Annotated in this window: 19 protein-coding genes and 1 riboswitch; of the genes, 9 read left to right on the forward strand and 10 right to left on the reverse strand. The window is 73.0% G+C overall.

Features of this window, described 5'->3' with window-relative positions:
• Positions 1-78 precede the first annotated feature (78 nt).
• The 3 genes from AB0M43_RS18125 (at position 79) to AB0M43_RS18135 (ending at position 3,807) form a co-directional block, all read left to right on the forward strand.
• On the forward strand, positions 79-2,529 hold the full coding sequence (locus AB0M43_RS18125) for a Dyp-type peroxidase (RefSeq protein WP_363726003.1): 2,451 nt from the start codon (positions 79-81) through the stop codon (positions 2,527-2,529).
• Positions 2,522-2,941, forward strand: a complete 420-nt coding sequence (locus AB0M43_RS18130; protein ID WP_363726005.1) for a cupredoxin domain-containing protein — start codon at positions 2,522-2,524, stop codon at positions 2,939-2,941. Before AB0M43_RS18125 ends, AB0M43_RS18130 begins: the two co-directional genes overlap by 8 nt.
• A 176-nt stretch (positions 2,942-3,117) precedes the next feature.
• A complete protein-coding gene (locus AB0M43_RS18135; RefSeq protein ID WP_363726007.1) occupies positions 3,118-3,807 on the forward strand; it encodes an MIP/aquaporin family protein in 690 nt (229 codons plus the stop codon).
• 46 nt (positions 3,808-3,853) lie between these two features.
• Here AB0M43_RS18135 and AB0M43_RS18140 read toward each other — a convergent pair whose 3' ends face one another.
• The 3 genes from AB0M43_RS18140 to AB0M43_RS18150 are packed head-to-tail and all read right to left on the reverse strand — an operon-like array spanning position 3,854 to position 6,164.
• Entirely contained in the window at positions 3,854-4,882 is a 1,029-nt protein-coding gene (locus AB0M43_RS18140) for an ABC transporter permease subunit (RefSeq protein ID WP_363726010.1), read from the reverse strand.
• Positions 4,879-5,775, reverse strand: coding sequence for an ABC transporter ATP-binding protein (locus AB0M43_RS18145; RefSeq protein WP_363726012.1), 897 nt, complete (start codon positions 5,773-5,775; stop codon positions 4,879-4,881). The genes AB0M43_RS18140 and AB0M43_RS18145 overlap by 4 nt, the downstream gene beginning before the upstream one ends.
• Complete coding sequence (locus AB0M43_RS18150) at positions 5,772-6,164, reverse strand: GntR family transcriptional regulator (protein WP_363726014.1); 393 nt, start codon at positions 6,162-6,164, stop codon at positions 5,772-5,774. Before AB0M43_RS18150 ends, AB0M43_RS18145 begins: the two co-directional genes overlap by 4 nt.
• Positions 6,165-6,318: 154 nt before the next feature.
• On the opposite strand from AB0M43_RS18150, the gene AB0M43_RS18155 reads away from it, so the two are divergent.
• Together AB0M43_RS18155 and AB0M43_RS18160 are read left to right on the forward strand one after the other, a co-directional pair.
• Positions 6,319-6,756 (forward strand): hypothetical protein, encoded by a 438-nt coding sequence (locus AB0M43_RS18155; RefSeq protein ID WP_363726016.1) that lies wholly within the window; start codon positions 6,319-6,321, stop codon positions 6,754-6,756.
• Between the two features lie 6 nt (positions 6,757-6,762).
• Positions 6,763-7,935, forward strand: a complete 1,173-nt coding sequence (locus AB0M43_RS18160) for an Ig-like domain-containing protein (protein ID WP_363726018.1) — start codon at positions 6,763-6,765, stop codon at positions 7,933-7,935.
• Positions 7,936-7,992: 57 nt separating this feature from the next.
• On the opposite strand, the gene AB0M43_RS18165 is transcribed toward AB0M43_RS18160, so the two are convergent.
• The 7 genes from AB0M43_RS18165 to AB0M43_RS18195 form a co-directional block, all read right to left on the reverse strand.
• The gene (locus tag AB0M43_RS18165) at positions 7,993-8,589 is read right to left on the reverse strand and encodes a precorrin-8X methylmutase (protein WP_363726020.1); all 597 of its coding nucleotides are present in this window, start codon (positions 8,587-8,589) and stop codon (positions 7,993-7,995) included.
• A gap of 76 nt (positions 8,590-8,665) precedes the next feature.
• Positions 8,666-9,115: a cobalamin biosynthesis protein gene (locus tag AB0M43_RS18170; protein ID WP_363726021.1), complete on the reverse strand. Its 450-nt coding sequence runs from the start codon at positions 9,113-9,115 to the stop codon at positions 8,666-8,668.
• A complete protein-coding gene (locus tag AB0M43_RS18175; protein WP_363726023.1) occupies positions 9,106-10,437 on the reverse strand; it encodes a cobyrinate a,c-diamide synthase in 1,332 nt (443 codons plus the stop codon). The genes AB0M43_RS18170 and AB0M43_RS18175 overlap by 10 nt, the downstream gene beginning before the upstream one ends.
• Positions 10,431-11,030: a cob(I)yrinic acid a,c-diamide adenosyltransferase gene (gene cobO / locus AB0M43_RS18180; RefSeq protein ID WP_363726025.1), complete on the reverse strand. Its 600-nt coding sequence runs from the start codon at positions 11,028-11,030 to the stop codon at positions 10,431-10,433. The genes AB0M43_RS18175 and cobO overlap by 7 nt, the downstream gene beginning before the upstream one ends.
• 538 nt (positions 11,031-11,568) lie before the next feature.
• Complete coding sequence (locus tag AB0M43_RS18185; protein WP_363726027.1) at positions 11,569-13,647, reverse strand: magnesium chelatase subunit D family protein; 2,079 nt, start codon at positions 13,645-13,647, stop codon at positions 11,569-11,571.
• 14 nt (positions 13,648-13,661) lie between these two features.
• A riboswitch (cobalamin riboswitch) is annotated at positions 13,662-13,729 on the reverse strand.
• A gap of 522 nt (positions 13,730-14,251) precedes the next feature.
• Positions 14,252-14,989 carry a lysozyme gene (locus tag AB0M43_RS18190; RefSeq protein ID WP_363726029.1) on the reverse strand — a complete coding sequence of 246 codons (738 nt, stop codon included), beginning with the start codon at positions 14,987-14,989 and terminating at the stop codon, positions 14,252-14,254.
• A 131-nt stretch (positions 14,990-15,120) separates the two neighbouring features.
• Positions 15,121-16,608, reverse strand: a complete 1,488-nt coding sequence (locus AB0M43_RS18195) for a trypsin-like serine protease (RefSeq protein ID WP_363726031.1) — start codon at positions 16,606-16,608, stop codon at positions 15,121-15,123.
• A 182-nt stretch (positions 16,609-16,790) separates the two neighbouring features.
• Between AB0M43_RS18195 and AB0M43_RS18200 the strand changes: the two genes are divergently transcribed.
• From AB0M43_RS18200 to AB0M43_RS18215, 4 genes are all read left to right on the forward strand, one after another.
• Entirely contained in the window at positions 16,791-17,012 is a 222-nt protein-coding gene (locus AB0M43_RS18200) for a hypothetical protein (RefSeq protein WP_363726033.1), read from the forward strand.
• A 177-nt stretch (positions 17,013-17,189) separates the two neighbouring features.
• Positions 17,190-18,074 carry a sporangiospore maturation cell wall hydrolase GsmA gene (gsmA, locus tag AB0M43_RS18205; RefSeq protein ID WP_363726035.1) on the forward strand — a complete coding sequence of 295 codons (885 nt, stop codon included), beginning with the start codon at positions 17,190-17,192 and terminating at the stop codon, positions 18,072-18,074.
• 51 nt (positions 18,075-18,125) lie between these two features.
• A complete protein-coding gene (locus AB0M43_RS18210) occupies positions 18,126-21,455 on the forward strand; it encodes a BTAD domain-containing putative transcriptional regulator (RefSeq protein WP_363726037.1) in 3,330 nt (1,109 codons plus the stop codon).
• A gap of 209 nt (positions 21,456-21,664) precedes the next feature.
• Complete coding sequence (locus AB0M43_RS18215; protein WP_363726039.1) at positions 21,665-23,755, forward strand: hypothetical protein; 2,091 nt, start codon at positions 21,665-21,667, stop codon at positions 23,753-23,755.
• Positions 23,756-23,779 lie beyond the last annotated feature (24 nt).

Consider the following 23,779-nt stretch of genomic DNA (forward strand, 5'->3'; position numbering starts at 1 on the left):
CGCCCGCGACGCGTTCCCGGGGAACCGGGAGAAGGCCGGGATGGAAGAATGGCCGCTCCGACACGTCTGGGAGGCACCATGCGCCGGCTCGCGCTCCTGCTCGCCGTGCTCGCCGCGCTCGTGGTGCTGCCCGCGAGCCCCGCCAGCGCGCACACCGTCGGCGGGGTCGGCGCGACGAACTTCCACACCACGCTGTCCGCGTTGTCCCCGGCCGCGCCGGGCGTGCGGCTCGCCGTGATCGAGAACGGCAGCCGGCTGGAGCTGCGCAACACCTCCTCGTCGGAGGTCACCGTCCGGGGGTACGCCGACGAGCCGTACCTGCGGGTCGGCCCCGACGGGGTGTACGAGAACCGGCAGTCCCCCGCCGCGTACCTCAACCAGAGCCGGTACGCCCAGGTGTCGGTACCCGTCGGGGTGTCCCCGAAGAATCCGCCGGACTGGAAGAAGGTGTCCGACGAGCCGGTGTACCGCTGGCACGACCACCGGATCCACTGGATGCTCACCACCATGCCCCCGGCCGTGGCCGACGCCCCGACGCGGGAGCACCGGGTCACGGCGTGGAGCATCACCCTCGTCCAGGACGGCCGGCCGCTGACCGCCACCGGCACCCTCGACTGGCGGCCCGGCCCGCAGCCGTGGGCCTGGTTCGCGGTGATCGGGCTGGCCGTGCTCGCCGTGGGGGCGCTGGGCCTGCTCCGGCGGCCGTACCCGGCGCTGACCGCCGCCACCGTGGTCATGATCGTGGCGGACGTGGTGCACGCGGCCGGGATCGCGCTGGTCACGCCCGGGTCGACCCTGGAGCGGATCGGGGCGTTCATCGGCGGGGACCTGTTGCAGATCACCTGCTGGTTCGTGCTGGTCCTGGCCCTGTTGGCGCTGCGCAAGGGGTATGTGGTCGGGGCGTGGCTGGCGGCGGGCGGCGCGGCGATGATCGCGTTGACCAGCGGCATGTCCGACGCGCCGGTGTTCTGGCGGTCCTCGGCGCCGTTCGCGTGGTCGGCGGCGCTGAACCGGGGCACCCTCGCCGTGACGATCGCCCTGGGCTTCGGCCTGCTGCTGGCCCTCCCGTTCGTGGTGCACCGCCAGAAGAGGACCTCGACGGGTACCGGGGACGCGGCCGACGACGCGGGGAACGTTCCGGGTGCGGCCCCGGTGTCCCCGGACAGCCCTGCCGACCCGGTCCCGGGGCACGCCGACGTCAGCGACAGCCCTGCCACCCCCGCCGGATCCGCGTCGCTCGGCGCCGACGCGGATCCGGCGTCCGGGGCGGTCGAGCCCGGGGCCGGCTCACCCGCGGAGGAGTCGCCCGGGGTGGGCGGCGCTGACGCACCGCCCACCCCGGGCCACCCGGTCCCCCGCCGCCGCTTCGTCGAGTACGCCGGTGCCGCCGGACTGGGCGGCGTCGCGGGTGCCGCCCTCGGCTACGCCAGCGCCCCGGAGGCACCGGCGGAGAAGGCCGCCCCGGCGCCTCGTACCGGCGAGGAGAAGGTCGCCTTCCACGGCCCGCACCAGGCCGGGATCCTCAGCCCGGCACGGCGCCAGGCCCAGGGCTGGATCGGGGCGTTCGACCTGGTCGACGGCGCGGGAAAGCCCGCCGCGCAGCAGCTCCTGCGGCGCTGGACCGACGCGGCCCGGGCGCTGACCGCCGGCCGGCGCGCGGCGGTCGACAACCTGATCGGCGCAGGCCTCGGCCCCGCCGCCCTCACGGTCACGGTCGGGTTCGGCCCGACGTTCTTCGACAAGCTCGGCCTGCCCCGGCCGGAGGCGCTCGCCCCGCTGCCCGCGTTCCCCGGCGAGCGGCTCGACCCTGCGCGCGGCGACGGCGACCTGGGCGTGGTGATCGCCGCCGAGGACCCGCTGGTCGTGCAGGAGGCGGTCCGCGCCCTCACCCGGCTGGCGGCCGGCCTGGCGACCACCCGGTGGGGCATGTCCGGGTTCGGGGCCGCGCGGGGTTCCGGGGCCGACGACGGCGCGACCCAGCGGAACATGATGGGCTTCCTGGACGGCACCGGCAACCCGGTACCCGCCGAACAGGTCTTCGTCACCGACGGCCCCGCCTGGCTGAACGGCGGCTCCTACCTGGTGTTCCGCAGGATCCGGATGCTGCTCGACGCCTGGGACGCCACCCCCGTCGACCGCCAGTCCCAGGTGATCGGCCGGCGCAAGGACAGCGGCGCGCCCGCCACCGGCGGCACGGAGCGGACCCCGGCGGACTTCGGCGCGCAGGAACCGGGCGGCGGCCTGGTGATCCGGCCCGACGCGCACGTGCGGCTGGCGACCCCGGCGTTCAACAACGGGGCGGCGATGGTCCGGCGCGGGTTCAACTACGCCGACGCGCCCGACGACAGCGGACTGTTGTTCCTGGCCTGGCAGGCCGACCCGCGCCGGGGGTTCGTCCCGGTGCAGCGCCGGCTCGCCGACTCCGACGCGCTGAACGCCTTCATCCGGCACGAGACCAGCGCGGTGTTCGCGATGCCGGCCGGGGTCGACGCCACCGGCTACCTGGGACAGGGGCTCCTCGATGCGTAAACTCCTCGGCCTGCTGCTGGTCCTGCCCCTGCTGGGCGGGTGCGCCGTCTGGGGCCCGGAGGGCGGCCCGAACGGGGCGGGCATCCCCCGGCCGAGCGCGGCGGCCACGACGGCGACGGCCACGGACACGATCCTCGGCGCGGACGGCGTGCAGCGGGTGACGATCACGGTGACCGACCGGCTGCGGTTCGAGCCGTCCGAGGTGCGGGCCAGGGTCGGCGTCATCGAGTTCACGATCCGGAACACGGGCGGCTCGCCGCACACGTTCGGGGTGGGCGCGGACAAGCTCGACAACGTCAACGGCGGGGAGACCCGGACGCTGCGGGTCACTGTGGACCGCCCGGGCAGCTACCCGTACCCGTGCGCGTACCACGGCAGCGTGGGCATGCGGGGCACGCTCGACGTGCACTGACGACCGTTCGGCGCGGCCCGTGCCGTCCGCCGGACCGTTGGGCGCAGCCCCGCGCCGCTCGCCGATCGATGTTCGCCGATCGGCGCATCGGGCTGTTCGGGCAGCTCCGGGGTCCCGTTCCACAGTGGCACTCTATCTACCCAGAGTAGTTGCACCGCCACTCTCGGAGGTGGGACATGAGCACCACCCTGCAACGTCTCCTCAGCGAGGCCCTCGGCACCTTCATCCTCGTCTTCTTCGGCGCGACCGCCGCGGTCTCCGCCGCGTCCGGCGCGTACGGGACAGCCGTCGCCTACACCCTGGCCCTGACCCTGGCCATCTGGCTCGTCGGCGGCGTGTCCGGCGCGCACCTCAACCCGGCGATCACCCTCGTGATGGCCGCCCGCAACCGGTTCGCGTGGCGCGACGTCCCCGGTTACGTCGTCGCCCAGCTCGTCGGCGCGGTCGCCGGCAGCCTGCTGATCTGGGCCGCCGTCGGCACCAAGGGCGCGGGCCTCGGGGCCACCTCGCTCAGCGCCGGCACCAACGTGTGGGAGGGCCTGCTCGCGGAGGCTCTCGCCGGTTTCCTGCTCGGCGCGGCGTACTACGCCTTCCACGTCCAGGGCCGCCTCTCCGGCGGACTGGGCGCCCTGGGCGTCGGCCTCGCGTACGGCACCGGCATCCTCGCCCTGGGCAGCTTCACCGGGGCGTCGGCCAACATCGCCCGCAGCATCGCCCCGCAGATCACGCTCGCCCTGTCGGGGGGCAAGAGTGACTGGTCGGACCTCTGGGTCTACCTCGTCGGCCCGGTGGTCGGCATCCTGGTCGGCGTCCTCGTCGTCGACACCCTCCTGAAGTCCACGGCGGAGGCGAAGCCCTCCGAGTAGCCCGATGACCGGGGCCGTCCGCACGCGCGGGCGGCCCCGGTCCGTGTCAGGCGGGACGGCGGCGGATCCACCAGAAGGAGAAGGCGGCGAGGCCGAGGGCCAGGACCAGGAAGATCGCGGTCTCGGCCCACTGGAAGGCCCAGTACCGGCCGGCGGGGTGGTAGATCACCTGCTGCCGGTACCCGAGCTGGCTGATGTTCGTGTAGCACTCGTCGCGCATCCGGATCCCGCCGGTCTGGGAACCGTCCGGGGTGCACTTCGCGCTGACGGACTCGGGCATGGCCCCGACCACTTTCCCCGCCGCGTCGACGGTCTCGTTGGACAGGATCCAGCCGCCCGGCTGGCTGAGGTCCACCATCACCGACATGCGGCCGCCGGAACCGATCATGAGGCCGCTGATGTTGTCGGCCGTGATCGCCGTCGTCACCCGGGCCGGCTCGGCGAGATGCGGCCGCACGGCGAGGGGCACCGCGACCTGGACGACGGCGAACAGCGCCAGCGTGACCGCGACGGCCGGCACCGTGCGCCGGACCAGGATCCCGACCGTGAGGCCGAGCGCGAAGGCGAAGGCCGCGAACCCGACGGGGACGATCCCCCGGGCGTCGAACAACTCGGGCGCGAACCGCGGGATCCGGACGGCCAGGGCCTGGTCGAACGGACTCGCCCACCAGCCCACCGCGAGGCTGGCCAGGCCGGCGGCGACCATCGCGGCCAACCCGACGAGGGAGATCTTGACCACGAGCCAGCGGGTGCGGGGGACACTCTGGTTCCACACCAGTCGATGGGTACCGGCCTCGAACTCGCGGGCGACCAACGGAGCCCCCCAGAACATCCCGATGATGGCCGGCAGCAGCAGGACGATGATGCTGAACGCGACGAACAGGGACGTGTGGTCCTCGATGAACTGCCCGGTGAACGGCCCGCAGTCGCCCTGCGCGGTGCAGGCCTTCATGCCGTCGGCGTACTCGTCGGCCATGGCCGGGCCGGTCACCGCCAGGGCGACGCCGAGGACGGCGAGGGCGGCGAACACCACGCCGGCCTGCACCCGGAACTGGCGCCAGGTCAGCCAGATCATTTCTGTACCTCCAGTGCGGGCGTGCGGTCGTCGCCCGCGGTGGCGGGCCTGCTCATGTGGGCGAGGACGAGGTCTTCCATGCTGACCTGGCTGACGGTCCACTCGGGATCGCGGATCGGGGTGCCGGTCCGCACCAGCAGGGTGCTCTGCCGGTCGGTGTGGCTGGCGGAGACGACGTGCACGCCGGCGGGCAGGGTGCCGGGATCGCGGCGGGGGCCGCTGAGCAGGTGGTGGGTGGCCAGGAGTTCGTCGACCTCGCCCGCCAGCTGGACCCGGGAGCCGACGAGCACGACGAGGTAGTCGCAGACCCGCTCCAGGTCGGAGACCAGGTGCGAGGACATCACCACGCTGAACTCGTGCTCGGCGGCGGCCTCCATCAGGCTCTGGAGGAACTCGCGGCGGGCGAGCGGGTCCAGGGCCGCGACCGGCTCGTCCAGGACCAGCAGCTCCGGCCGCTTGGCGATGCCCAGGGTCAGGGCGAGCTGGGCGCGTTGGCCGCCGGACAGCTTCCCGGCGCGCTGCGCGGGGTCCAGGCCGAGATCGCGGATCCGGGCGGCGGCCAGGGCCGCGTCCCAGCCGGGGTTGAGCCGGGCACCGAGCCGGAGGTGCTCGGCGACCGTCAGGCCCGCGTAGGTGGGGGTGTCCTGCGCGACGAAACCGACCTTGGCGAGCTGCGCCGTCGTGTCGGCGGGCCGGCTGCCGAGGACCCGGATGCTGCCCGCGGTCGGCGCCATCTGGCCGACGGTCAGGTTCAGGAAGGTGGTCTTCCCGGCCCCGTTGGGCCCGACGAGCCCGACTACGTGCCCGGCGGGAATGTCGAGGGTGCAGTCCTGCAACGCCCAGCGGCGCCCGTAGCGCATACCCAGCCCCTGGGCTTCTATCACGGATGTCATTCCTCTTCCTTCGTTGCGGGGGTACGGAAGGTGGTCAGGAACAGGGCCTCGATGCTCTCCTCGTCGAGGCCGGCGAGGCGTGCCCTGTCGAGCCAGCGCCGCAGTTCCTCGCGGAGCGGGCCGTGCGCGGCGAGCGTGTCGTCGGCCAGCGTCGCCGTCACGAACGTGCCGACGCCGGGCCGCGCGGCCACCAGACCCTCGTGCTCGAGTTCCCGGTACGCCTTGAGCACGGTGTTGGGGTTGATCGCCAGCCGCGCCACGACCTCCTTGACCGTCGGCAGCTGGTCACCCTTGCGCAGCATGCCCAGCAGCAGCGCCTGGCGCACCTGCTGGACCAGTTGCTGGTAGGGCGAGACCCCCGACCGGCCGTCCAGGTGGAACTCGATCACCCGGCCTCCATTCATCTAGTTAGCTAGCACAATAGACTTCTAATGCGGGGCCCTGTCAACGCCCCCGTGCGGACCACACGGGACTTCCCAGAGAAATCCGCACAATAGATCGAGACTCTTGAAAGGATGGCTACCGACGAGTAGCTTCTCGGGCATGGTCCGACGCCTCCTCTCCGCCGCCGCCGCGCTCGGCGTCCTCGGCGAGGCCGCGGTCTTCTGCGGCCTGCTGTTCGTGCTCCGCAGCTCCACCCGGGAGTACTCGATCAGCATGGGCGGCCGCCCCACCGGCGAGACCGTGCTCGTCCTCGGGATCCTGCTCTGCCTGCTCGGCGCGTTCCTGGTGTCCGTCGCCGGGTTCCTGCTGGTCAGCGCTTTCCGCCACCAGCTCCCCCGCGCGGGGCGGGTGTTGCTGCTCACCTCCATGCCCCTGCAGTGGCTCCTGATGGTCGTCGGCGGCCTGATCTTCAGCTGGTGGTGGTTCGGTGCGCTGTTCGTCGTTTTTGTCCTCAGCATCGGCGCGCTGGTCACCCAGCCCCCGCGCACCCCAAGATCAGCTCACCCGGTCACGGTCGTCGGGGAGCGGGTAGCCTAGGACAACATGGCGCGCAGACGACTGATGGTGGGCGTGGCCGTGATGGCCACGATGGCAGTGGTCCTGACCGGTTGCGGTTCGGGCAAGTCCGACAAGGATCCGCAGGGCAAGGGTTCGGCCGGGCCGACCAAGGGCTCCGCCGCGCAGGTGACGCCGGCCGACAAGGACGTCAACGTCCCGGTCTCCGCCGAGATCGCGGTGGTCGCGGGCGGCAAGGCGGCCGACGTGCAGCTCACCGGCCCGAAGGGCGAGGTCAAGGGCACGGCGCGCGCCGACGGCAGCTCCTGGGTGCCGGCCGAGCCGCTCGGCTACGACACGCAGTACACGGTGAAGGTCTGGGGGTCCTCCAGCACGTTCACGACGATGTCCAGCCCGAAGAACCGGGTCAACGTGCACGTGTACGTCAGCGACAACACGGTGTACGGGCAGGCGATGCCCATCGTCATGGAGTTCAAGGACTACCAGGTCCCCAAGGAGCAGCGCGCGGCCGTGGAGAAGCGGCTGTTCGTCACGAGCACCCCGGCGCAGGTCGGCGCGTGGCACTGGTTCAGCGGCAGCCACCTGGAGTACCGGCCGAAGGAGTACTGGCAGCCCGACACCAAGGTGAGCGTGCGCTACGGGCTCGGCGGCCTGCCCCTGGGCGGCGACAAGTACGGCCAGTACGACGTGACCAGCGAGTTCACCATCGACCACGACAAGCGTGAGCTCGTGATCGACAACAACACCAAGACCATGGTGGCCACCCTCAACGGGGCCGAGGTCAAGAGCATGCCGGTCAGCCTGGGCAAGCCGAGCAAGCCGTCGTTCCACGGCACGATGGTCGTGATGGAGAAGCTGCCGAAGACGGTCTTCGACTCCGGCACGTACGGCGTCCCGGCCAACTCCCCCGACGGGTACCGGACCGACATCGAGTGGGCCCAGCGGATGACCTGGGACGGCCAGTTCATCCACTCCGCGCCGTGGTCCGTGGCCGACCAGGGCCGCAACAACGTCTCGCACGGCTGCGTGAACGTGGCCGCCGACGGCGCGAAGTGGACGTACGACTTCACGAAGGTCGGGGACCCGATCGTGGTGAAGAACACCGAGCAGGCGCTGTCGCCCGGCAACGGGTGGACGGCGTGGGACCTGAGCTGGGGGGACTTCCTGAAGGGTTCGGCGCTGCCGCCGCCGGCCGGCTGACCCCGCCGTCGTCACGCCACCCGCCCCTCCGGAGCCTCTCCGGAGGGGCGTCGCGCGTCAGTAGATGTCGCCGTACAGCAGGGCGTTGACGGCCGCCGCCGCGACCACCGCCCCGCCCTTCGCGCTCACGTTGGACATCGCCGGCAGCCCGCTGCGCCGCAGCGCGGCCTTGGCCTCGGCGGCGCCGACGTACCCGACGGACAGGCCGATCACGAGGGCCGGGCGGAGCACCCCGCCCTCGGCGAGCCGGAGCAGTTCCCACAGCGCCGTGGGCGAACTGCCCGCCACCCACACCGCGCCGTCGGCGACCCGGGAGGCGGCGAGTTGGAAGCCCGCGGCGGGCAGGGTGATGCCCGTCCGGACGGAGATGTCGTAGGCGGCCTCGCTGTCCATCAGGCACAGCGACGGATAGGCGGCGATGCCGGCGCACACGGTCTGGGCGTCGACCACGAGGGGCGCGCCACCGTCGAGGGCGGCCGCTCCGGCGGCCAGGGCCTGCTCGTCGAGGATCAGGTCGGCGCACCAGCTCTCGTCGGCGCTGGTGTGCACCATCCGCTCGACGACGTCGCGGCTGCGGGGTGGGAGCCCGTGGGTGTCGCAGGCGGCCCGCAGGATCCGGTAGGACTCAACTTCGATCGGGTGCGGAGTTCTCACGGTGTCCACTGTAGTCACACGATACCGTGAATTGACAGGAACTGTGATCCTATCGTCACTTGGCGTATCTAGGGAACTAGGACAAAGTCCCGACAGCTAGGGTAATTCGCGCCGTGCTGGTCTTGGGGACGAGCAGGGTCGCCCCGGACAGCAGCACGGCGGCCTCGGCGACGCTCGGCGTACCCACGGAACCGTCGACCACGGCCGAGGGGTGCGGTACAGGCACCGCCGCCAGCTCCTCGGCCGGGTATCCCACCAGCGGCCAACCGGCCGCGCGGGCGAACGAGACGACCGCCGGCTCGGTGACCTTCGCGGCCACCGTCACCAGACGATCCACACTGTCCTTACCCAGTCCGGCCGTCGCCAAAACCGCGGCCACCGCCGCCTCCAGCTCCTCGACGGTCACCCCGGCCCGGGCCCCGACCCCGAGCACCAGCCGCGCGCCCTGGACAGCCGGAACCGCCAGCGCCTCGACACCCGGCACCGCCCGGCCTTCCGGCACACCGGCACCCGGCCCTATCCGCACGCCGCCACCATCCTGGCCGCGATCTCCGGCCGCGCCGCCCAGTGCACGTGCAGGTACGAGGCGTGCACCCCGCCCGCCACGAACCCCTCGGGCCCGTGCGCGCTCACCCAGGCCGGCGCCGCCCCCGCCCTCGGCGCCACGACGGTGCGGTGGAACTCGTGCCCCGACTGCCGGGTGCCGGCCGGCGCGAACCAGCTGTCGGACGCGGCGACGGCGTCGCGGTACCCCAGAGTCAGGGTCTTCGTCATCTCCGCCTCCGCGTCGAGCACCCCGCACATCGGCGCGCCGTCGAGGGAACGCGACAACCAGAGCAGCCCGGCGCACTCGGCGGCCACCGGCGCCCCGGTCGCGGCGAGGGCCGCCACCTCCGCGCGCAGGGTCGCGTTGGCGGACAGCTCCGCCGCGTACACCTCGGGGAAGCCGCCGCCGACGACCAGGCCGCGGGTGCCGGCGGGCAGGGCCGGGTCGCGCAGCGGGTCGAAGGTCACCACGTCGGCCCCGGCGGCGGTGAGCAGCTCGGTGGTCTCCGTGTAGCCGAACGAGAACGCCGGCCCGCCCGCGACCGCGATCACGGGCCGGACCGCCCGCTCCAGCACCGGCGCGGCCCACGGGGTCGTGACCAGCTCCGGGGCGGTCCGGGCGACCTCCAGGACGGGTTCGACCAGGTCGGCCATCAGCTCGGCCAACGCGGCCACGGACTCCCGGGCCGCAGCCGTTCGCTCCACGGCCGGCACCAGCCCGAGGTGCCGGGACGGCGCGGAGATCACCGCGTGCCGGCGCAGGACCCCGAGCACGGGGGTCCCGACCTCCTCGCACGCGTCCCGCAACAGCTGCTCGTGCCGGTCGGAGCCGACCCGGTTCAGGATCACGCCGCCGATCCGGGGCGCGCCGGGGAACGACCGGAACCCGTGCAGCACGGCCGCCACCGACCGGCCCTGCGAGGACGTGTCCACGACCATGACCACGGGCGCGTCGAGGAGGTGCGCGACGTGCGCGGTGGAGCTGAAGTCGCCCCGGCCGACGGCCCCGTCGTAGAGCCCCATCACGCCCTCGACGACCGCGACGTCGGCGCCGGCCATCCCGTGCGCGAACAGGGGCGCGATCTTCTCCTCGCCGACGAGCACCGGGTCCAGGTTGCGCCCCGGCCGGCCGCACGCCAGCGAGTGGTACCCGGGGTCGATGTAGTCCGGGCCGGCCTTGAAGCCGGCGGCGCGGTGCCCGGCGGCCGTCAGCGCGGCGAGCAGCCCGGTCGCCACGGTCGTCTTACCGTGCCCCGACGCGGGGGCGGCGATCACGACCCGGGGCACGGCGAGGCTCACCACTCGATGCCCTTCTGCCCCTTGCGGCCGGCGTCCATCGGGTGCTTGACCTTGCCCATGTCGGTGACCAGGTCGGCGGCGGCCGTCAGCTCGTCCTTCGCGTACCGGCCGGTGATCACCACGTGCGCGCCGTCCCGGGCGCCGAGCACCTCGACGACCTCCTCGACGGGCACCCAGCCCCAGTGCATCACGTAGGTGAACTCGTCGAGGACGTAGAAGTCGTAGGTACCCGCCGAGAGGTCGCGTTTGATCTGCGCCCAGCCCTCGACGGCCTCCACGGCGTGGTCGCGCTCGGTCCCCGGCCGGGCCAGCCACGACCAGCCCTCACCCATCTTGAACCAGTCGACCGTGCCGCCCTTGCCCGTCTCGCCGAGCGCGCGCATCGCCGCCTCCTCGCCGACCTTCCACTTCGGGCTCTTCACGAACTGGAACACCCCGATCCGCAGCCCCGCGCTCCAGGCGCGCAACGCCATGCCGAACGCGGCCGTGGACTTGCCCTTGCCCAGGCCGGTGTGCACGGCGAGGACCGGCTGGGCGCGGCGCTGGCGGGTGGTGAGGCCGTCGTCGGGGACCGTCTCGGGCTTGCCCTGCGGCATGTTCACTCCTCAAATCAAGATCGACACCATGTGATGGTTACGGGGGCGCCTGTTCCGGTGTCCGGCGGTTCGTCCGGCGCCGGAGGGCACGCGCGGCCCGGGGCTACCGCCCCGGGCGTTGTCCCGGGCCGCCGACCGCCGCCGCCCGACCCGCTCCGCGCACCGCGGCCCCGGCCGGGCGGATCCTCCGAGGTGACGACGGGATCCGGCCGGCCGGTGCGGCCACGAACCGGCCCGGCGGGGCATCGGCCGATCGGGGGCGGGGTCCGGGCTCCGGGCGCAAGGTCACGGGTCCGACCACGACAAGCCGTGACGGGACGGCGGCACACCGGCCGCGAGGCTCAGACACGGGACGCAACGTCACGGATCCGACCACGACATGCCTTGACAGGGCGGCAGCACACCGGCCGCGAGGCCCAGGATCGGGATCCAACGTCACGGATCCGAGGCCTGGCCGCACGACCACAACCAGCCGCGACACGGCGGCGGCACACCAGCCGCGAGGCCCAGGCTCGGAGGACATGGTCGCCGGTCCCGGCTAGGCGGCGCGGCCGGCGACGGTGCGCAGGCTCTGGACCGACACGTCGGCCAGGGGCACGTGCTCGCCGCGCAACTGGGTCGCGAGCAGCCCCGCGAGGCCGAGCCGGACGTGCCCGGACTCGCAGTCCACGACGACGCTGGCCACCCCGGCGGCGGCCAACCGGCCGGCGGTCGCGCCCGGGGTCGGCCCGGAGGTGGTCCGGCCGTCGGTGACGACGACGAGCAACGGCCGGCGGGACGGATCTTTCAGCCGCTCGATCCGCAGGGTGTCCTCGGCCCGGCGCAGGCCCGCGTCGAGCGGGGTCCGGCCGCCGGTGCCCAGGTCCCGCAGCCGCGCGGCGGCGACCTCCACGCTCGACGTCGGCGGCAGGACCAGCTGCGCCTCACTACCCCGGAACGTGATCATGCCGACCTTGTCCCGGCGCTGGTAGGCGTCCATGAGCAGGGACAACACGGCGTCGGTGACCGCGCCCAGCCGGCGGCGCGCGGCCATCGAACCGGACGCGTCGACCACGAACAGCACCAGGTTGGCCTCGCGGCCCTTCTTCACCGGGGCGCGCAGGTCCTGGCGCTCCAGGGTCGACGAGCCGCGCCGGGCGGCCGCGCGGACCGTGGCGACCAGGTGCACCCCGGTCAGCGTCGGGTCGGGCAGCCGGGCGCCGACGACCCGGCCACTGCGGGTGTACGCCGGGGAACGGCGGCCCGCCGCACCCTGCCCGGTGCCGGGGACGGTCAGCAGCCGGGCGCGGAACGGGTCGCCCTTGCCGTGTTTGTCCTGGCCGGATGTGCCGTTGCCGTCGTCGGACTGGCTCCGGGGCTGGTGGGGGGCCTTGTCGGGGTCCGGCGGGTTCTGGCGGTCCGGCGTCGGCGGGTGGGGCCGGTCGGCGTCCGGCGGGTTCGCGGGCCGGTCCCGGTCGGGCTCGGGCGCGCCACCGGGGCCGCCGTCCGGACCGCCGTCATCCGGGCCGCCGTCGTCGTCGGGGTCCGGGCCGTTGCCGTCCGGGTCGTCCTCGGGCTCCTCCGGGGCCGGCGGGTCCCGCAACGCGTCCTGCAGGGTGTCCTCGTCCAGGCCGGGCGCGTCGAACGGGTCGCGCCGCCGCCGGTGCGGCAGGGCCAGCCGGGCGGCCACCTCCACGTCGGCGGCGGTCACCTCGGCCCGGCCCTCCCAGGCGGCGAGGGCGATGGCGGTCCGGGCCACCACGAGGTCCGCGCGCAGCCCGTCCACGTCGAAGGCGGCGCAGACCTGGGCGATCCGGAGCAGTTCCGCGTCGGGCAGCTCGACCTTCGCGAGGTGCGCGCGGGCGGTGGCGATCCGGTCGGCGAGGACGGTGTCGGCCCCGGCCCAGGACTGGGCGAACGCCTCGGGCGCGGCCTCGTACGCGAGCCGGCGGCGGACCACCTCGACCCGTTCGGTGGCGACCCGGGGCGCGCGCACCTCCACGGTCAGCCCGAACCGGTCGAGGAGCTGGGGCCGCAGCTCGCCCTCCTCCGGGTTCATGGTGCCGACCAGTAGGAACCGGGCCGCGTGCTTGAGGGAGACGCCGTCGCGCTCCACGTGCGCCTCGCCCATCGCGGCGGCGTCGAGGAGGGCGTCCACGAGGTGGTCGGGGAGCAGGTTGACCTCGTCGACGTACAGCGCGCCACGGTGGGCGGCGGCCAGCAGGCCGGGGGTGTAGGACACCGTGCCCCCGCCCAGGGCCTTCTCCAGGTCGATGGAGCCGAGGAGCCGGTCCTCGGTCGCGCCGACCGGCAGCTCCACCAGCCGGGCGTCCTTGCGGACGGTCACGCCGTCGTGCGGCCCGTCGGGGCAGCCCGGGTACTCGGCACCGGGCGCGCAGGAGAACCGGCAGCCGTCGAGCACGTCGAGGGTGGGCAGCAGCCGGGCCAGCGCCCGGACCATGGTCGACTTGGCCGTGCCCTTCTCGCCCCGGACCAGCACCCCGCCGATCGCCGGCGACACGGCGTTGAGGAGCAGGGCGAGCCGCAGGTCGGGCATGCCGACGACGGCCGAGAACGGGAACGGCACCACGGGTGAGTCCTCTCCGCGGGTGTCCACGCCCGCGAATAGCTGCGACATTGCGGGCAGCGGAAGTTCCTGACTCCCGGGCGTGGATGCCCGGTCACAGTGGCGGGACCGCCCCGGACTCCCACCGGGTTCCTCCACTGCTGCCCCGCCCCATGCTGGCCTATCGGCGTGCCCCCGTCAAAGAGGCCAAGCTCACGACGGGTACGCCCGACCGGGCGGCCCTTCCCCGCCCCGGTCCCGGCACCCACCCCCGACGACCGCCACCCCGCCACCCCCGACCGGCGGCAACACAACTCGCCCCCGCAGCCCCTCCCCTGTCACGGACGCACGGCCTGGGTCACCCCGATCCCGGGCCGTCCAGACACCCCGGAGCGGCCCGCCCCAGGAAGCGCGCCCGCGCACCTGTCACGGACGCACGCGCGAAGTCACCCCGATCCCGGACCGCGCACCCCGCCAGCGGCCCCCAACGAGGCCCGCCCCGGGAAGCCGGCACCTGTCACGGACGCACGGGCCAAGTCACCCCGGCCCCGGGCCGCCCCGGCCCCCGGAACCGCCCGGCTGCGCAGGAACCCGCGCTCACACCTGTCACGGACGCACGGGCCAGGTCACCCCGGACCGGGGCCACCCGGAACCACCCGGCCGACCCCGGTACCCGTCAGGTGTTGTTCGCGAGGGCGAGCAGCCGGCCGCGGTCCCCGTTGAAGTTGTTCCGGTCGACGTTGCCGGCGATCCCGGCCACGGACCCCGTCGAGGAGTACTGCCAGATCGTGTACACCGGCCAGCCCGCCGGCAGCGTCCCGGGCGCACTCGCGTACCGCGCCAGCCACAAGGGGCTACGGTTCGCGAACCCGGAGTAGTTGCCGGTGCAGGTCTGCCACCAGTTCGTCGTGGAGTAGAGGACGGCCCACCGGCCGGTCCGGGCCTGGTACCGGGCCAGGAAGTCGTTGATCCACGCCACCATCGCCGAGGCGCTCTTCCCGTAGCAGGTCGCCCCGTACGGGTTGTACTCGATGTCCAGCGCCGCCGGCAGGGTCAGGTTGTCCCGCGACCACGCGCCGCCGTTGTCGACCAGGAAGTCCGCCTGGGCAGCGCCGGTGGACCGGTCGGGCAGCGCGAAGTGGTACGCGCCCCGGATGACCCCGGCGTGGTACGCGGCCGGGTAGTAGGTGTTGAACTTCGTGTCCTTGTACCCGATCCCCTCGGTCGCCTTGATGTACGCGAACTGGATGCCGGCGTTGCGCACGGAGGTCCAGTTGATCGTGCCCTGGTAGTGCGAGACGTCGATGCCGGGCGTCTGGACGGCGGCCCCGGCCGGCGCGGCCAGTCCGACGGCGGCCAGGACGCTCGCGGTGACGGCGACGGCGAACCGGCCGAGAATGCGCGGGATGTGCATGGTGCCTCCAGTTTCGGGAGGTGTGATGCGACATGACCGCCCCAGGATGACCTGTGTGGACAAGACAGATCAACGTGCGTGGCGTAAACAATGTCCCGGTCCCGGATGTCCGGGACCGGGACGACACGCCGCTACAGCGTCAGCGACCAGTAGTCGAGGGTGCCCTGGTCACCGGGCCCGTAGTCGGTGACCCGCAGCTGCCAGGTGCCGGAGGCCGCCGAGTTCACCCCGGCCACGGTGAACGCCTTCTCGCCGTTCCACGGGGTGCACGGGTAGTTGCCGCTGCCGGAGAGCTTGACGGTGTAGACCTGCCCGCCCGGCGCGACCAGGGAGATGCCCAGGTCCTCCAGGCAGGTGTGGCCGAGCCCGATCCGCAGGGCCACCGAGGTGGCGGCCTGTCCGGTGGCGGTGGACGACACCGGGCTGAAGATCCGTTGGTTGTCGCGGATCGGGTAGTCAGTGTCGGCGCGGAAGGTGCGGGTCGGCGTTCCCCCGGACACCGTCAGGGCGTACGTCGCCTCATGGCTGGTCGTCGCCCCGGTCCCGAGCACCGTGATCGGGTACGTGCCGGGCGGGGTGGTCGACGCCGCCGTCACGGTCATGGTCGACGACCCGCCGGACCGCACCGACGCCGGGCTGAGCGCGACGGTGATCCCGAGCGGGCCGGCGGCCCCCATACTGGCCGTCAGGTTCACGGTCTGCGCGCCGCCGGAGGTCGTGGCGGTGCCGACCGTCGCGGTGGTCGACCCGCCCGGGGCCACGGTGCCGGCGGCCGGGCCGACCGCCACCGAGAAGTCCCCGGCCGGCGTGGGGGTGGAGGTGCCCAGGTGCCGCCAGCCCGACTGTTCGCCCTGGCCGTCGATGATCTTCTGGATGTTGGCGGCCTGGTCGACGACGCGCATGCCCATGCCGGGGCCGTTGCAGCTGGAGTCCCCGCCCGAGTGGATGGCGATCAGCTTGGTCCCGACGACGTACCCGGCCCCGGAGTCGCCCACGCACGTGCCGACCGTGCCGTTGACGGGGCCGAAGCACAGGATCGTACCCGTCTTGAAGTCGTAGCCCTTGTCCTTGCAGGGTTTCTCCGCCGTCACCGGGAACGTCGCCCTGCGGGCGACCGTGGAGTTCTGCCCGCCGCCCGTCTGACCCCACGCGACCATGGTGGAGCTGGTGCCCACCGCCTCGTCGGCGGCGGTGCCGATCTGGACGTAGGACGTGCCCACCGGCTTCTCCAGCACCCAGATGCCGATGTCGCCGCACTGGAAGCCCTCGTTGCAGTTCGGGTACTCCGGGTGCAGCCACGCGTCGACCGGCTTCACCTCGATCCCCTCGGTGGTGGCCATGTCGGACCGGCCCACGATCACGGTCCGCTTGTCCCAGGTCTCCACCTTCATCGTGCAGTGCCCGGCCGTCATGAACAGGGTCGGCGACAGCAGCACCCCGCTACACGACTCCTTGTACGGGTGCGCGCTGCCCGGCCGGGTGCTCACCGCCGCCCACGGATAGTCCGCCACCGACACCGGTGTGCCGCCCCGGATCGCGCCCGCCGAGCCCGGCAGGGACACCACGACGAGCGCGGCCACCGCCAACCCGGTCAGTAACCTCATCGTCAGTTTTCGCATGAAGTCATGCTGGTGAATACGTACGGCACCCGAATCCGAGGAAACCCTTGTCCTGCGGTTATCCGCCCACCATTACTACGTGTTTACACAGCATTTACCCTGTGCAATATTGTTCATCACCATCTGCGAAGACGGACAACTTGTCCTTCCGGCCCCGCGATCTTCGCCGGCATACTGGCGACATGCAGCCCGCCGAACGGTTAGAGCAGGTCGTCGCCGCGGCGAGGGACCAGTTGGCGGCCGGCGCCGATCTCGACCAGGTGATCTCGTACCTGCGCGCGGCCGGGCTCGGCGAGCCCGACTCCGTCACGGCGGTGCGGGTGCTGACCGGGTCCGATCTCGGCACCGCGCGCCTGGTGGTCCATCACAGTCCCGTATGGGCGGACCAGTTACGCAGGGCCTAGGCCCGCACTCCCACCCGCCGAAGTCCGGTGAGGTTCCGCTCGTTCCGGCCCCGTTGAGCCCCCGGGGCCGTGAGCTGCCCGGACATCCACGATCAGCCTCAGAGTTGCCCGATTCCCCTCTCAGCCCGGATGTCCATCCGGTACCTTTGGAGAGTTATCTGGTACTTGGAGGCGATTATGCGATCCCTGGTGGTCCTGACCGGCGCGGCGATCGGCACGTTCCTCGTCTCCCCCGCCCCACCCGTGTCCGCAGCGCCCCTGACCACCGTCGCCGCACCCCTGGCCGGGGTGTCCGGTGCCGCCGTGTCCCGGGCGCTCGCCCAGGCGCCCACCAGCGCCGTCGCCCGCACCCCCGGCATCCCGTTGAAGGTCCGCTCGGCGGCGTCGGCGACCAGTACCCGGGTCGGCACGGTCGAGAACGGTACGCCGCTCACCGTGGACTGCCAGGTCACCGGTCAGATGGTCGAGGGCACGGTGCGCACCACGAACCGGTGGGACCGCCTGACCTCCGGCGGCTTCGTCTCCGACGCCTACGTCGCCCGGCCCGCGGAGCCGCCCGTGTGCGGGGCCGCGCCCGCCGGTCCGGCCGCACCCCGGGAGGCCGGGGCCTTCATCTCCTCCGGCGTCGGGCACGCGCGCCGCGCCCAGGCCACCTACGGGGTGCCGGCGTCCGTCAGCCTCGGCCAGGCGATCCTGGAGTCCGGCTGGGGCGCGAGCGAGCTGGCCAGGGTCGAGCACAACCTGTTCGGGATCAAGTGTTTCGGCTGGGCGGGGCCGATCGCGACCGGGTGCGCGAAGTACAGGACGTCGGAGTGCGCGGGGACCCGGTGCTACCCGACGTCGGCCACGTTCCGGTCGTACCGCAGCGAGTCCGACTCCTACGACGACCACGGCCGCTTCCTCCGGGTCAACGAGCGCTACGCCGGCTCGTTCGGCGCGACCGGGAACCCGGACGAGTTCGCGCGCCGGATCGCGAAGGCCGGTTACGCCACGGATCCCCGGTACGCGGACAAGGTCATCACGCTGATGAAGCGGTACAACCTCTACCAGTACGACCTGTAACCGACAGCGCGGGCCTCCCGAACACGGTCCGTACTGGACTAACCTCCTGACATGGAGTTGCGCGTACTAGGCACGGTCGAGGCCGTCGCAGACGGGCAGTCCATCGACATAGGTCAGCGCATGGAGCGCCGGCTGCTGGGCCTGTTGGCCGTATACCTCGGCTGCACTGTGGACACCGACCGGCTGATCGGCCTGCTCTGGGACACCGAGCCCCCGGCCCGGCCGCGCAGCGCCGTCCAGGTGCACGTGTCCCGGATCCGCAAACGGCTGGCCGCCGCCGGGGCCGACCGGTACGGCTTCGCCCTCACCCGCTCCGGCGACGGCTACCTGCTCACCGGCGAGCCCGACCGGGTGGACCTGCACCGCTTCCGGCTGCTGGTCGAACGGGCCACGGCGGCCACCGACCTGGCCGCGAAGGTCGCCCTGCACCGGGCCGCGCACGCCCTGGACCGGGGCGGGCTGTTCGGGGAGATCCTCAACGACCGGATCTGGGAGCGGATCTGGCCCCCGATCGACGCGGCGTTCCAGGACGCCACGGACCTGCGGATCGCCGCCGAGCTGGAGTACGGCCGGCACCACGAGGTGCTGACGGAGCTGGCCGAGCTGGCCGTCCGGTACCCGTTGCGCGAACGCCTCGCCGAGCTGCGGATCCTCGCCCTGTACCGGGCCGGCCGCCGCGCCGAGGCCCTCGACGCGCACCAGCGGATCACCCGCCGGCTCGCCGCCGAGCTGGGCCTGACCCCCGGCCCGGACCTGAACCGGCTGCACCTGGCCGTCCTCCGCGACGACCCCGTCCTGCTGCTGGAGCCGCCGGAGACCCCGGCCGCGCCCGCGCCGGCCGCCGAGGCGCGCGACGTGCCCCGGCTGCTGCCGGCCAGCATCGCCGACTTCACGGGCCGGGTCGACCAGCTCGCGGCCCTCGACACGCTGCTGTGCGCCGAGCCGGCAGGGGTCACCGGCCCGGACGCGGCGCCCGGCGGCCCCCCGGAGGGCCCCGCCATCCACATCCCGGGCCAGCGCGACCCGGTGGCGGGCCGCCCGGTACCCGTCGGAGTGATCGCCGGCATCGGCGGCGTCGGCAAGACCGCCCTCGGCCTGCGCTGGGCGCACCAGGTCCGCGACCGCTTCCCCGACGGCCAGCTGTACGTGAACCTGCACGGCTACTCCACCTCCGCCCCGCTCCGCCCGATCGAGGCGCTGGCCCGCTTCCTCCGGGCGCTCGGCGTGCCGCCCGGCCAGATCCCGGTCGACCTGGACGAGGCCGTCGACCTGTACCGGAGCCGGATCGCCGGCCGCCAGCTCCTGGTGTTCCTCGACAACGCCAACAGCGCCGAACAGGTGCGCCCGCTGCTGCCGGTCGGCGCGGGCGGCCTGGCGCTGATCACCAGCCGGGACCGGCTCGCCGGCCTGTCCGCCCGCGACGGGGCGCGCCGGCTGCACCTCGACGTGCTGTCCGGCCCCGACTCGGTGGCGCTGCTGGCCTGGATCGTCGGCCCCGGCCGGGTCACCGCCGAGTCCGCCGCCGCCGCCGAGCTGGCCGGCCTGTGCGACCACCTCCCGCTGGCCCTGCGGATCAGCGCCGCGTACCTGGCGGACCGGCCGACGCTGCCCCTGGCCGACCACGCGGCGGAACTGCGGGCCGGCAACCGGCTGGCCGCGCTGGAGGTCGACGGGGACGAGCAGTCCTCGGTGCGGGCCGCGTTCGACCTGTCCTACCAGGCGCTGGCGCCCCGGGCGGCCCGGCTGTTCCGGCTGCTCGGCCTCGCCCCGGGCCCGGACCTGACCGCCGCGGCGGCGGCCCAGCTCGCGGGTACGGACCTCGCCGAGGCGGCCGAGGGGCTCGAACGGCTCGCGGCGGCGCACCTGGTCGAGGGGCACGCCCCGGGCCGGTGGACGCTGCACGACCTGGTCCGCGCCTACGCCCGGGAACGGGCCGAGGCCGACGAGGAGCCGGCGGACCGCGCGGCGGCGGAACACAGGCTGCACCTCTGGTACGGCGACGCCGCGCACACCGCCGCGCACGTCCTGCACCCCCAGATGCTCCGGCTGCCCCGACCGGCCGGCACGGTGCCCGGGGCCGCCGCGTTCGACACCCACGCGCAGGCGCTGGCCTGGCTCGACGCGGAGCGGGCCAACCTGGTCGCCGCGATCGCGGAGCCGCCCGCCGGCCTGCCCTCGGTGGCCTGGCTGCTCGCCGACAGCCTGCGCGGGTACTTCTGGCAGCGCAAACTCACCGTCGACTGGTTCGCGGCGGCCGAGGCGAGCCTGGCCTCGGCGACGGCGGCCGACGAGCCGCTGGTCCGGACGGCCGCGCACCTGAGCCTGAGCCTGGCCAACGCCGTGGGTTCCCGGCACGACCGGGCCCTCGACCACGGCCGGGCGGCCCTGGAGCTGAGCCGCGCGCACGGCTTCACCGACTACGAGGTGGTGCTGCTCGCCAACTGCGGCCGGATCCTCAGCGAACGCGGCCAGATGGAGGAGGGGGCGCGGCACCTGGAGGCGGCGCTGGGCTTCGAGCTGGCCCCGCAGGTCCGGGCGTCCATTCTGGCCAATCTGGGCATCGTGCTGCTGGAGACGGGCCGGCTGCACCGGGCCGCCGCCGAGCTGAGTACGGCGTTGTCGTTGCTGCCCGCCGACGAGCTGGACAACGTGCGGGCATCACTCCTGACGACCCTGGCCCGCTCGTACCACCAACTGGGGCGGCCCGCCCTGGCCGTGGACACGTTCACCCGGGGCCTGGCGCTGGCCCGGGGAATAGCCAGTGTGGACACCGTGGTCTCGGCGCTCAGCGGCCGGTCGGAGGCGCACGCCGAGCTGGGTGCGCTGGAGCCGGCCCTCGCCGACCTGCGCGAGGGGGTCGCGCTGGTCCGGGAGCACCGGATCGTGCGACTGGAGGCCGATGTGGAGACGAACCTGGCGGACGTGCGCTGGCGGCTGGGGCGGTTCGACGAGGCCGTGGCGGGGCACACCCGGGCCGTGGACGTGGCCGTGGTCAACGCCCAGCCCGGTCAGCGGACCGTGGCGCTCATCCGGCGGGCCGCCGCGTCCGGGGCCCTGGGGGACACCGGGGCGGCCCTGGAGGACGCCACGGCGGCCCTGGGACTGGCCCGGGAGCTGCGGTACGCGGTGCTGGAGGGGCAGGCGCTCACCGAACGGGCCCGGATCCACCTGGCGCGCGGCGAGTCGGACCTCGCGGTCGTCGACGGCCGGGAGGCGATCCGGATCCACCGCACGACGGGCCACCTGCTGGGCGAGGCGCGGACCCTGGAACTGCTCGCCGAGGCCACCGGCGACGAGGACCAGCGGCGGACGGCCCGCGACATCCTCGCCGAGATCGGCGTGCCGGTGCCCGAGGGGGACTCCCCCCTTCAGGTACCCTGAATCAGACATTTGGTTGGTTCTTCGGACCAACAGGGCCACGTCCTCCACTGTGAACCCCGCATTACCCCAAACCCTCTTTCTTAGTCACCATGTCGGCAACTTGTCGGAGCCGTCATGCGCGCTGCCCGGGGACGGTTTACTTCACACGAGCCCCTCCCCCACACCCGCAGTGCTCTATTGATCACTGCCCGTCCCATCAAGGATGTGGCATGAAATATCGCATGCCGGGCAGAAGTCTGCCCGGACGCATCATTCTGACTGTCGCCCTCGTCGGTTCCGTGGCAGTGGTGTCCGGCACGGTCACCACCGCCCAGGCCGCGCCGGGGCACACGGACGACCACAAGCACAGCGTGATCCGGGCGGACGCGGCCCGGCCGCAGGTCAAGACCCCGGAGAAGCTCCCGGTCCGCAACGGTCCCCTGTCGACCGCCGCACCACGCGCGGCCGCCGCGCTGGCCCCCACCGACAAGGTGGCCCTGCGCGCCCTCGTCATCGCCGTGGACGCGGGCGACTTCGGCGCCGCCACCTGGAAGTCCAGCCTGGACCAGATCGGCGCCCCCTACGACCTGCTGTACGCCCGCAACGCGCCCCTCGGCGCGCTGACCCGGCCCGACGGCACCGGTAAGTACAACGCGGTGCTGCTGACCAACAACGCGCTGCTGTACAACGACAACGGGAACTACGTCAGCGCCCTCGACCCCGCCGAGTGGACGGCACTCTGGGAGTACGAGAAGGCGTACAAGGTGCGGCAGGTGTCCCTGTACACCTCCTACGGCACCTACCCGGAGACCTACTGCCTGACCCCGGTCAGCGAGGGCGGCATCGGCGACACCCCGCAGAACGCGGTGCTCACGACCGCCGGCGCGCCGATCTTCGACTACCTGAAGGCAGCGGCGAACATCCCGATCTCGCTGTCCTACGTGTACCGGACAAGTGTCACCCCGAACTGCGCGGCCACCCCGATCCTCACCCTCGGCGGCAGCGTCATCGGCGTGACCAGCACGACCGCCGACGGCCGGGAGCGCCTCGCCCTGACGTTCACGTCGAACCAGTACCTGATCCAGGCGAACCTGCTGACGTACGGCCTGCTGCGGTGGGCGTCGAAGGGCGTGTTCCTCGGCGAGCAGCGGCACTGGCTCAACGTCGACGTCGACGACTGGTTCAACAACGGCGACGTCCTCCAGCCGGACGGCACGGTGAACTCCGACCCCGGCTACCGGATGAACGGCACCGACGTCACCAGCACGAAGACCCAGCAGGCCTCGCTGCGCAGCACGTACCCGCTGGCGGCCGGCTTCGAGCTCAACGTCCCCTACAACGGCGAGGGCATCCAGCCGGGCGTCAACATCGCCTGCGCGATCATCCTCGAGGACCCGTTGACCGGGCAGTCGCGGTGCAACAAGAACGACTTCCGCTGGGTCAACCACACGCTGACCCACCCGAAGATGAACGCGACCGACTACAACACCAGCCTCACCGAGATCCAGAGCAACCTGACGGCCGCCGCGCAGATCGGGCTGGCCGTGCCGACCACGGTGCTCAAGACCCCGGAGTACTCGGGCCTGGGCGTCTACCACCCGGACCCGAACAACGACATCGACCCGCCCACCGACTACGGGCTCGGCGCGTCCAACGTGAACCTGCTGGCCGCCGCGAAGGCCGCCGGGGTGAAGTACCTGCACGGCAACATGTCCTTCGCCAGCCAGAAGCCGTCCTGCTTCAACTGCGGGATCTACCACCCGCTGGAGCCGAGCCTGCTCATCGTGCCCGACTGGCCGACGAACATCGCCTACCACGTCACCAACCCGGCGCAGGAGACCCAGTTCTACAACTCCTACTACGGGCCGCAGGGCAAGTTCCCCTACTGGCCGGTGAACCAGACCTACGACCAGGTCATCGGTCACGAGTCGGACGTCGCGCTGCAACACGTGATGACCGGTTCGGCGTACTCGCACACGATGCACCAGAACAACCTGCGCCAGTACGCGGCGAACAAGAACCTGACGTTCGACTGGCTGCGCGCCGTGGCCGGCAAGTACAGCACCTACTACAACGTGCCGCTGCGCAACCCCGACTGGGTCGCGCTCGCCGGCTACGTGGCCGACCGCACCGCGCACTTCGGGTCCCTGTCCGCCGGCAACGACGCCGTGTGGGACCGGGCCACGAACCAGGTCACCTTCACGGGTACCGGTCCGGTGTTCGCCACCGGTGTCCGGGCGGCCGGGTTCGACGCGTACGGCACCGACTCGATCTCCAAGGTGCCCACCGCGACCGTCCTGACCGCGTACCCGAAGCCGTAGAAGGGAGGTGGGGGCGATGCTCCC

This window comes from Longispora sp. NPDC051575, from assembly GCF_040681875.1.
Lineage (GTDB): Bacteria > Actinomycetota > Actinomycetes > Mycobacteriales > Micromonosporaceae > Longispora.

What these genes read in the sequence shown, in the direction of transcription:
- AB0M43_RS18145 (WP_363726012.1), bottom strand. Translation starts at nt 5,775, where the DNA reads ATGACATCCGTGATAGAAGCCCAGGGGCTGGGTATGCGCTACGGGCGC.
- AB0M43_RS18160 (WP_363726018.1), top strand. Translation starts at nt 6,763, where the DNA reads ATGGCGCGCAGACGACTGATGGTGGGCGTGGCCGTGATGGCCACGATG.
- AB0M43_RS18155 (WP_363726016.1), top strand. Translation starts at nt 6,319, where the DNA reads ATGGTCCGACGCCTCCTCTCCGCCGCCGCCGCGCTCGGCGTCCTCGGC.
- AB0M43_RS18135 (WP_363726007.1), top strand. Translation starts at nt 3,118, where the DNA reads ATGAGCACCACCCTGCAACGTCTCCTCAGCGAGGCCCTCGGCACCTTC.
- AB0M43_RS18190 (WP_363726029.1), bottom strand. Translation starts at nt 14,989, where the DNA reads ATGCACATCCCGCGCATTCTCGGCCGGTTCGCCGTCGCCGTCACCGCG.
- AB0M43_RS18200 (WP_363726033.1), top strand. Translation starts at nt 16,791, where the DNA reads ATGCAGCCCGCCGAACGGTTAGAGCAGGTCGTCGCCGCGGCGAGGGAC.
- cobO (WP_363726025.1), bottom strand. Translation starts at nt 11,030, where the DNA reads ATGCCGCAGGGCAAGCCCGAGACGGTCCCCGACGACGGCCTCACCACC.
- AB0M43_RS18185 (WP_363726027.1), bottom strand. Translation starts at nt 13,647, where the DNA reads ATGTCGCAGCTATTCGCGGGCGTGGACACCCGCGGAGAGGACTCACCC.
- gsmA (WP_363726035.1), top strand. Translation starts at nt 17,190, where the DNA reads ATGCGATCCCTGGTGGTCCTGACCGGCGCGGCGATCGGCACGTTCCTC.
- AB0M43_RS18195 (WP_363726031.1), bottom strand. Translation starts at nt 16,608, where the DNA reads ATGCGAAAACTGACGATGAGGTTACTGACCGGGTTGGCGGTGGCCGCG.
- AB0M43_RS18210 (WP_363726037.1), top strand. Translation starts at nt 18,126, where the DNA reads ATGGAGTTGCGCGTACTAGGCACGGTCGAGGCCGTCGCAGACGGGCAG.
- AB0M43_RS18130 (WP_363726005.1), top strand. Translation starts at nt 2,522, where the DNA reads ATGCGTAAACTCCTCGGCCTGCTGCTGGTCCTGCCCCTGCTGGGCGGG.
- AB0M43_RS18140 (WP_363726010.1), bottom strand. Translation starts at nt 4,882, where the DNA reads ATGATCTGGCTGACCTGGCGCCAGTTCCGGGTGCAGGCCGGCGTGGTG.
- AB0M43_RS18125 (WP_363726003.1), top strand. Translation starts at nt 79, where the DNA reads ATGCGCCGGCTCGCGCTCCTGCTCGCCGTGCTCGCCGCGCTCGTGGTG.
- AB0M43_RS18215 (WP_363726039.1), top strand. Translation starts at nt 21,665, where the DNA reads ATGAAATATCGCATGCCGGGCAGAAGTCTGCCCGGACGCATCATTCTG.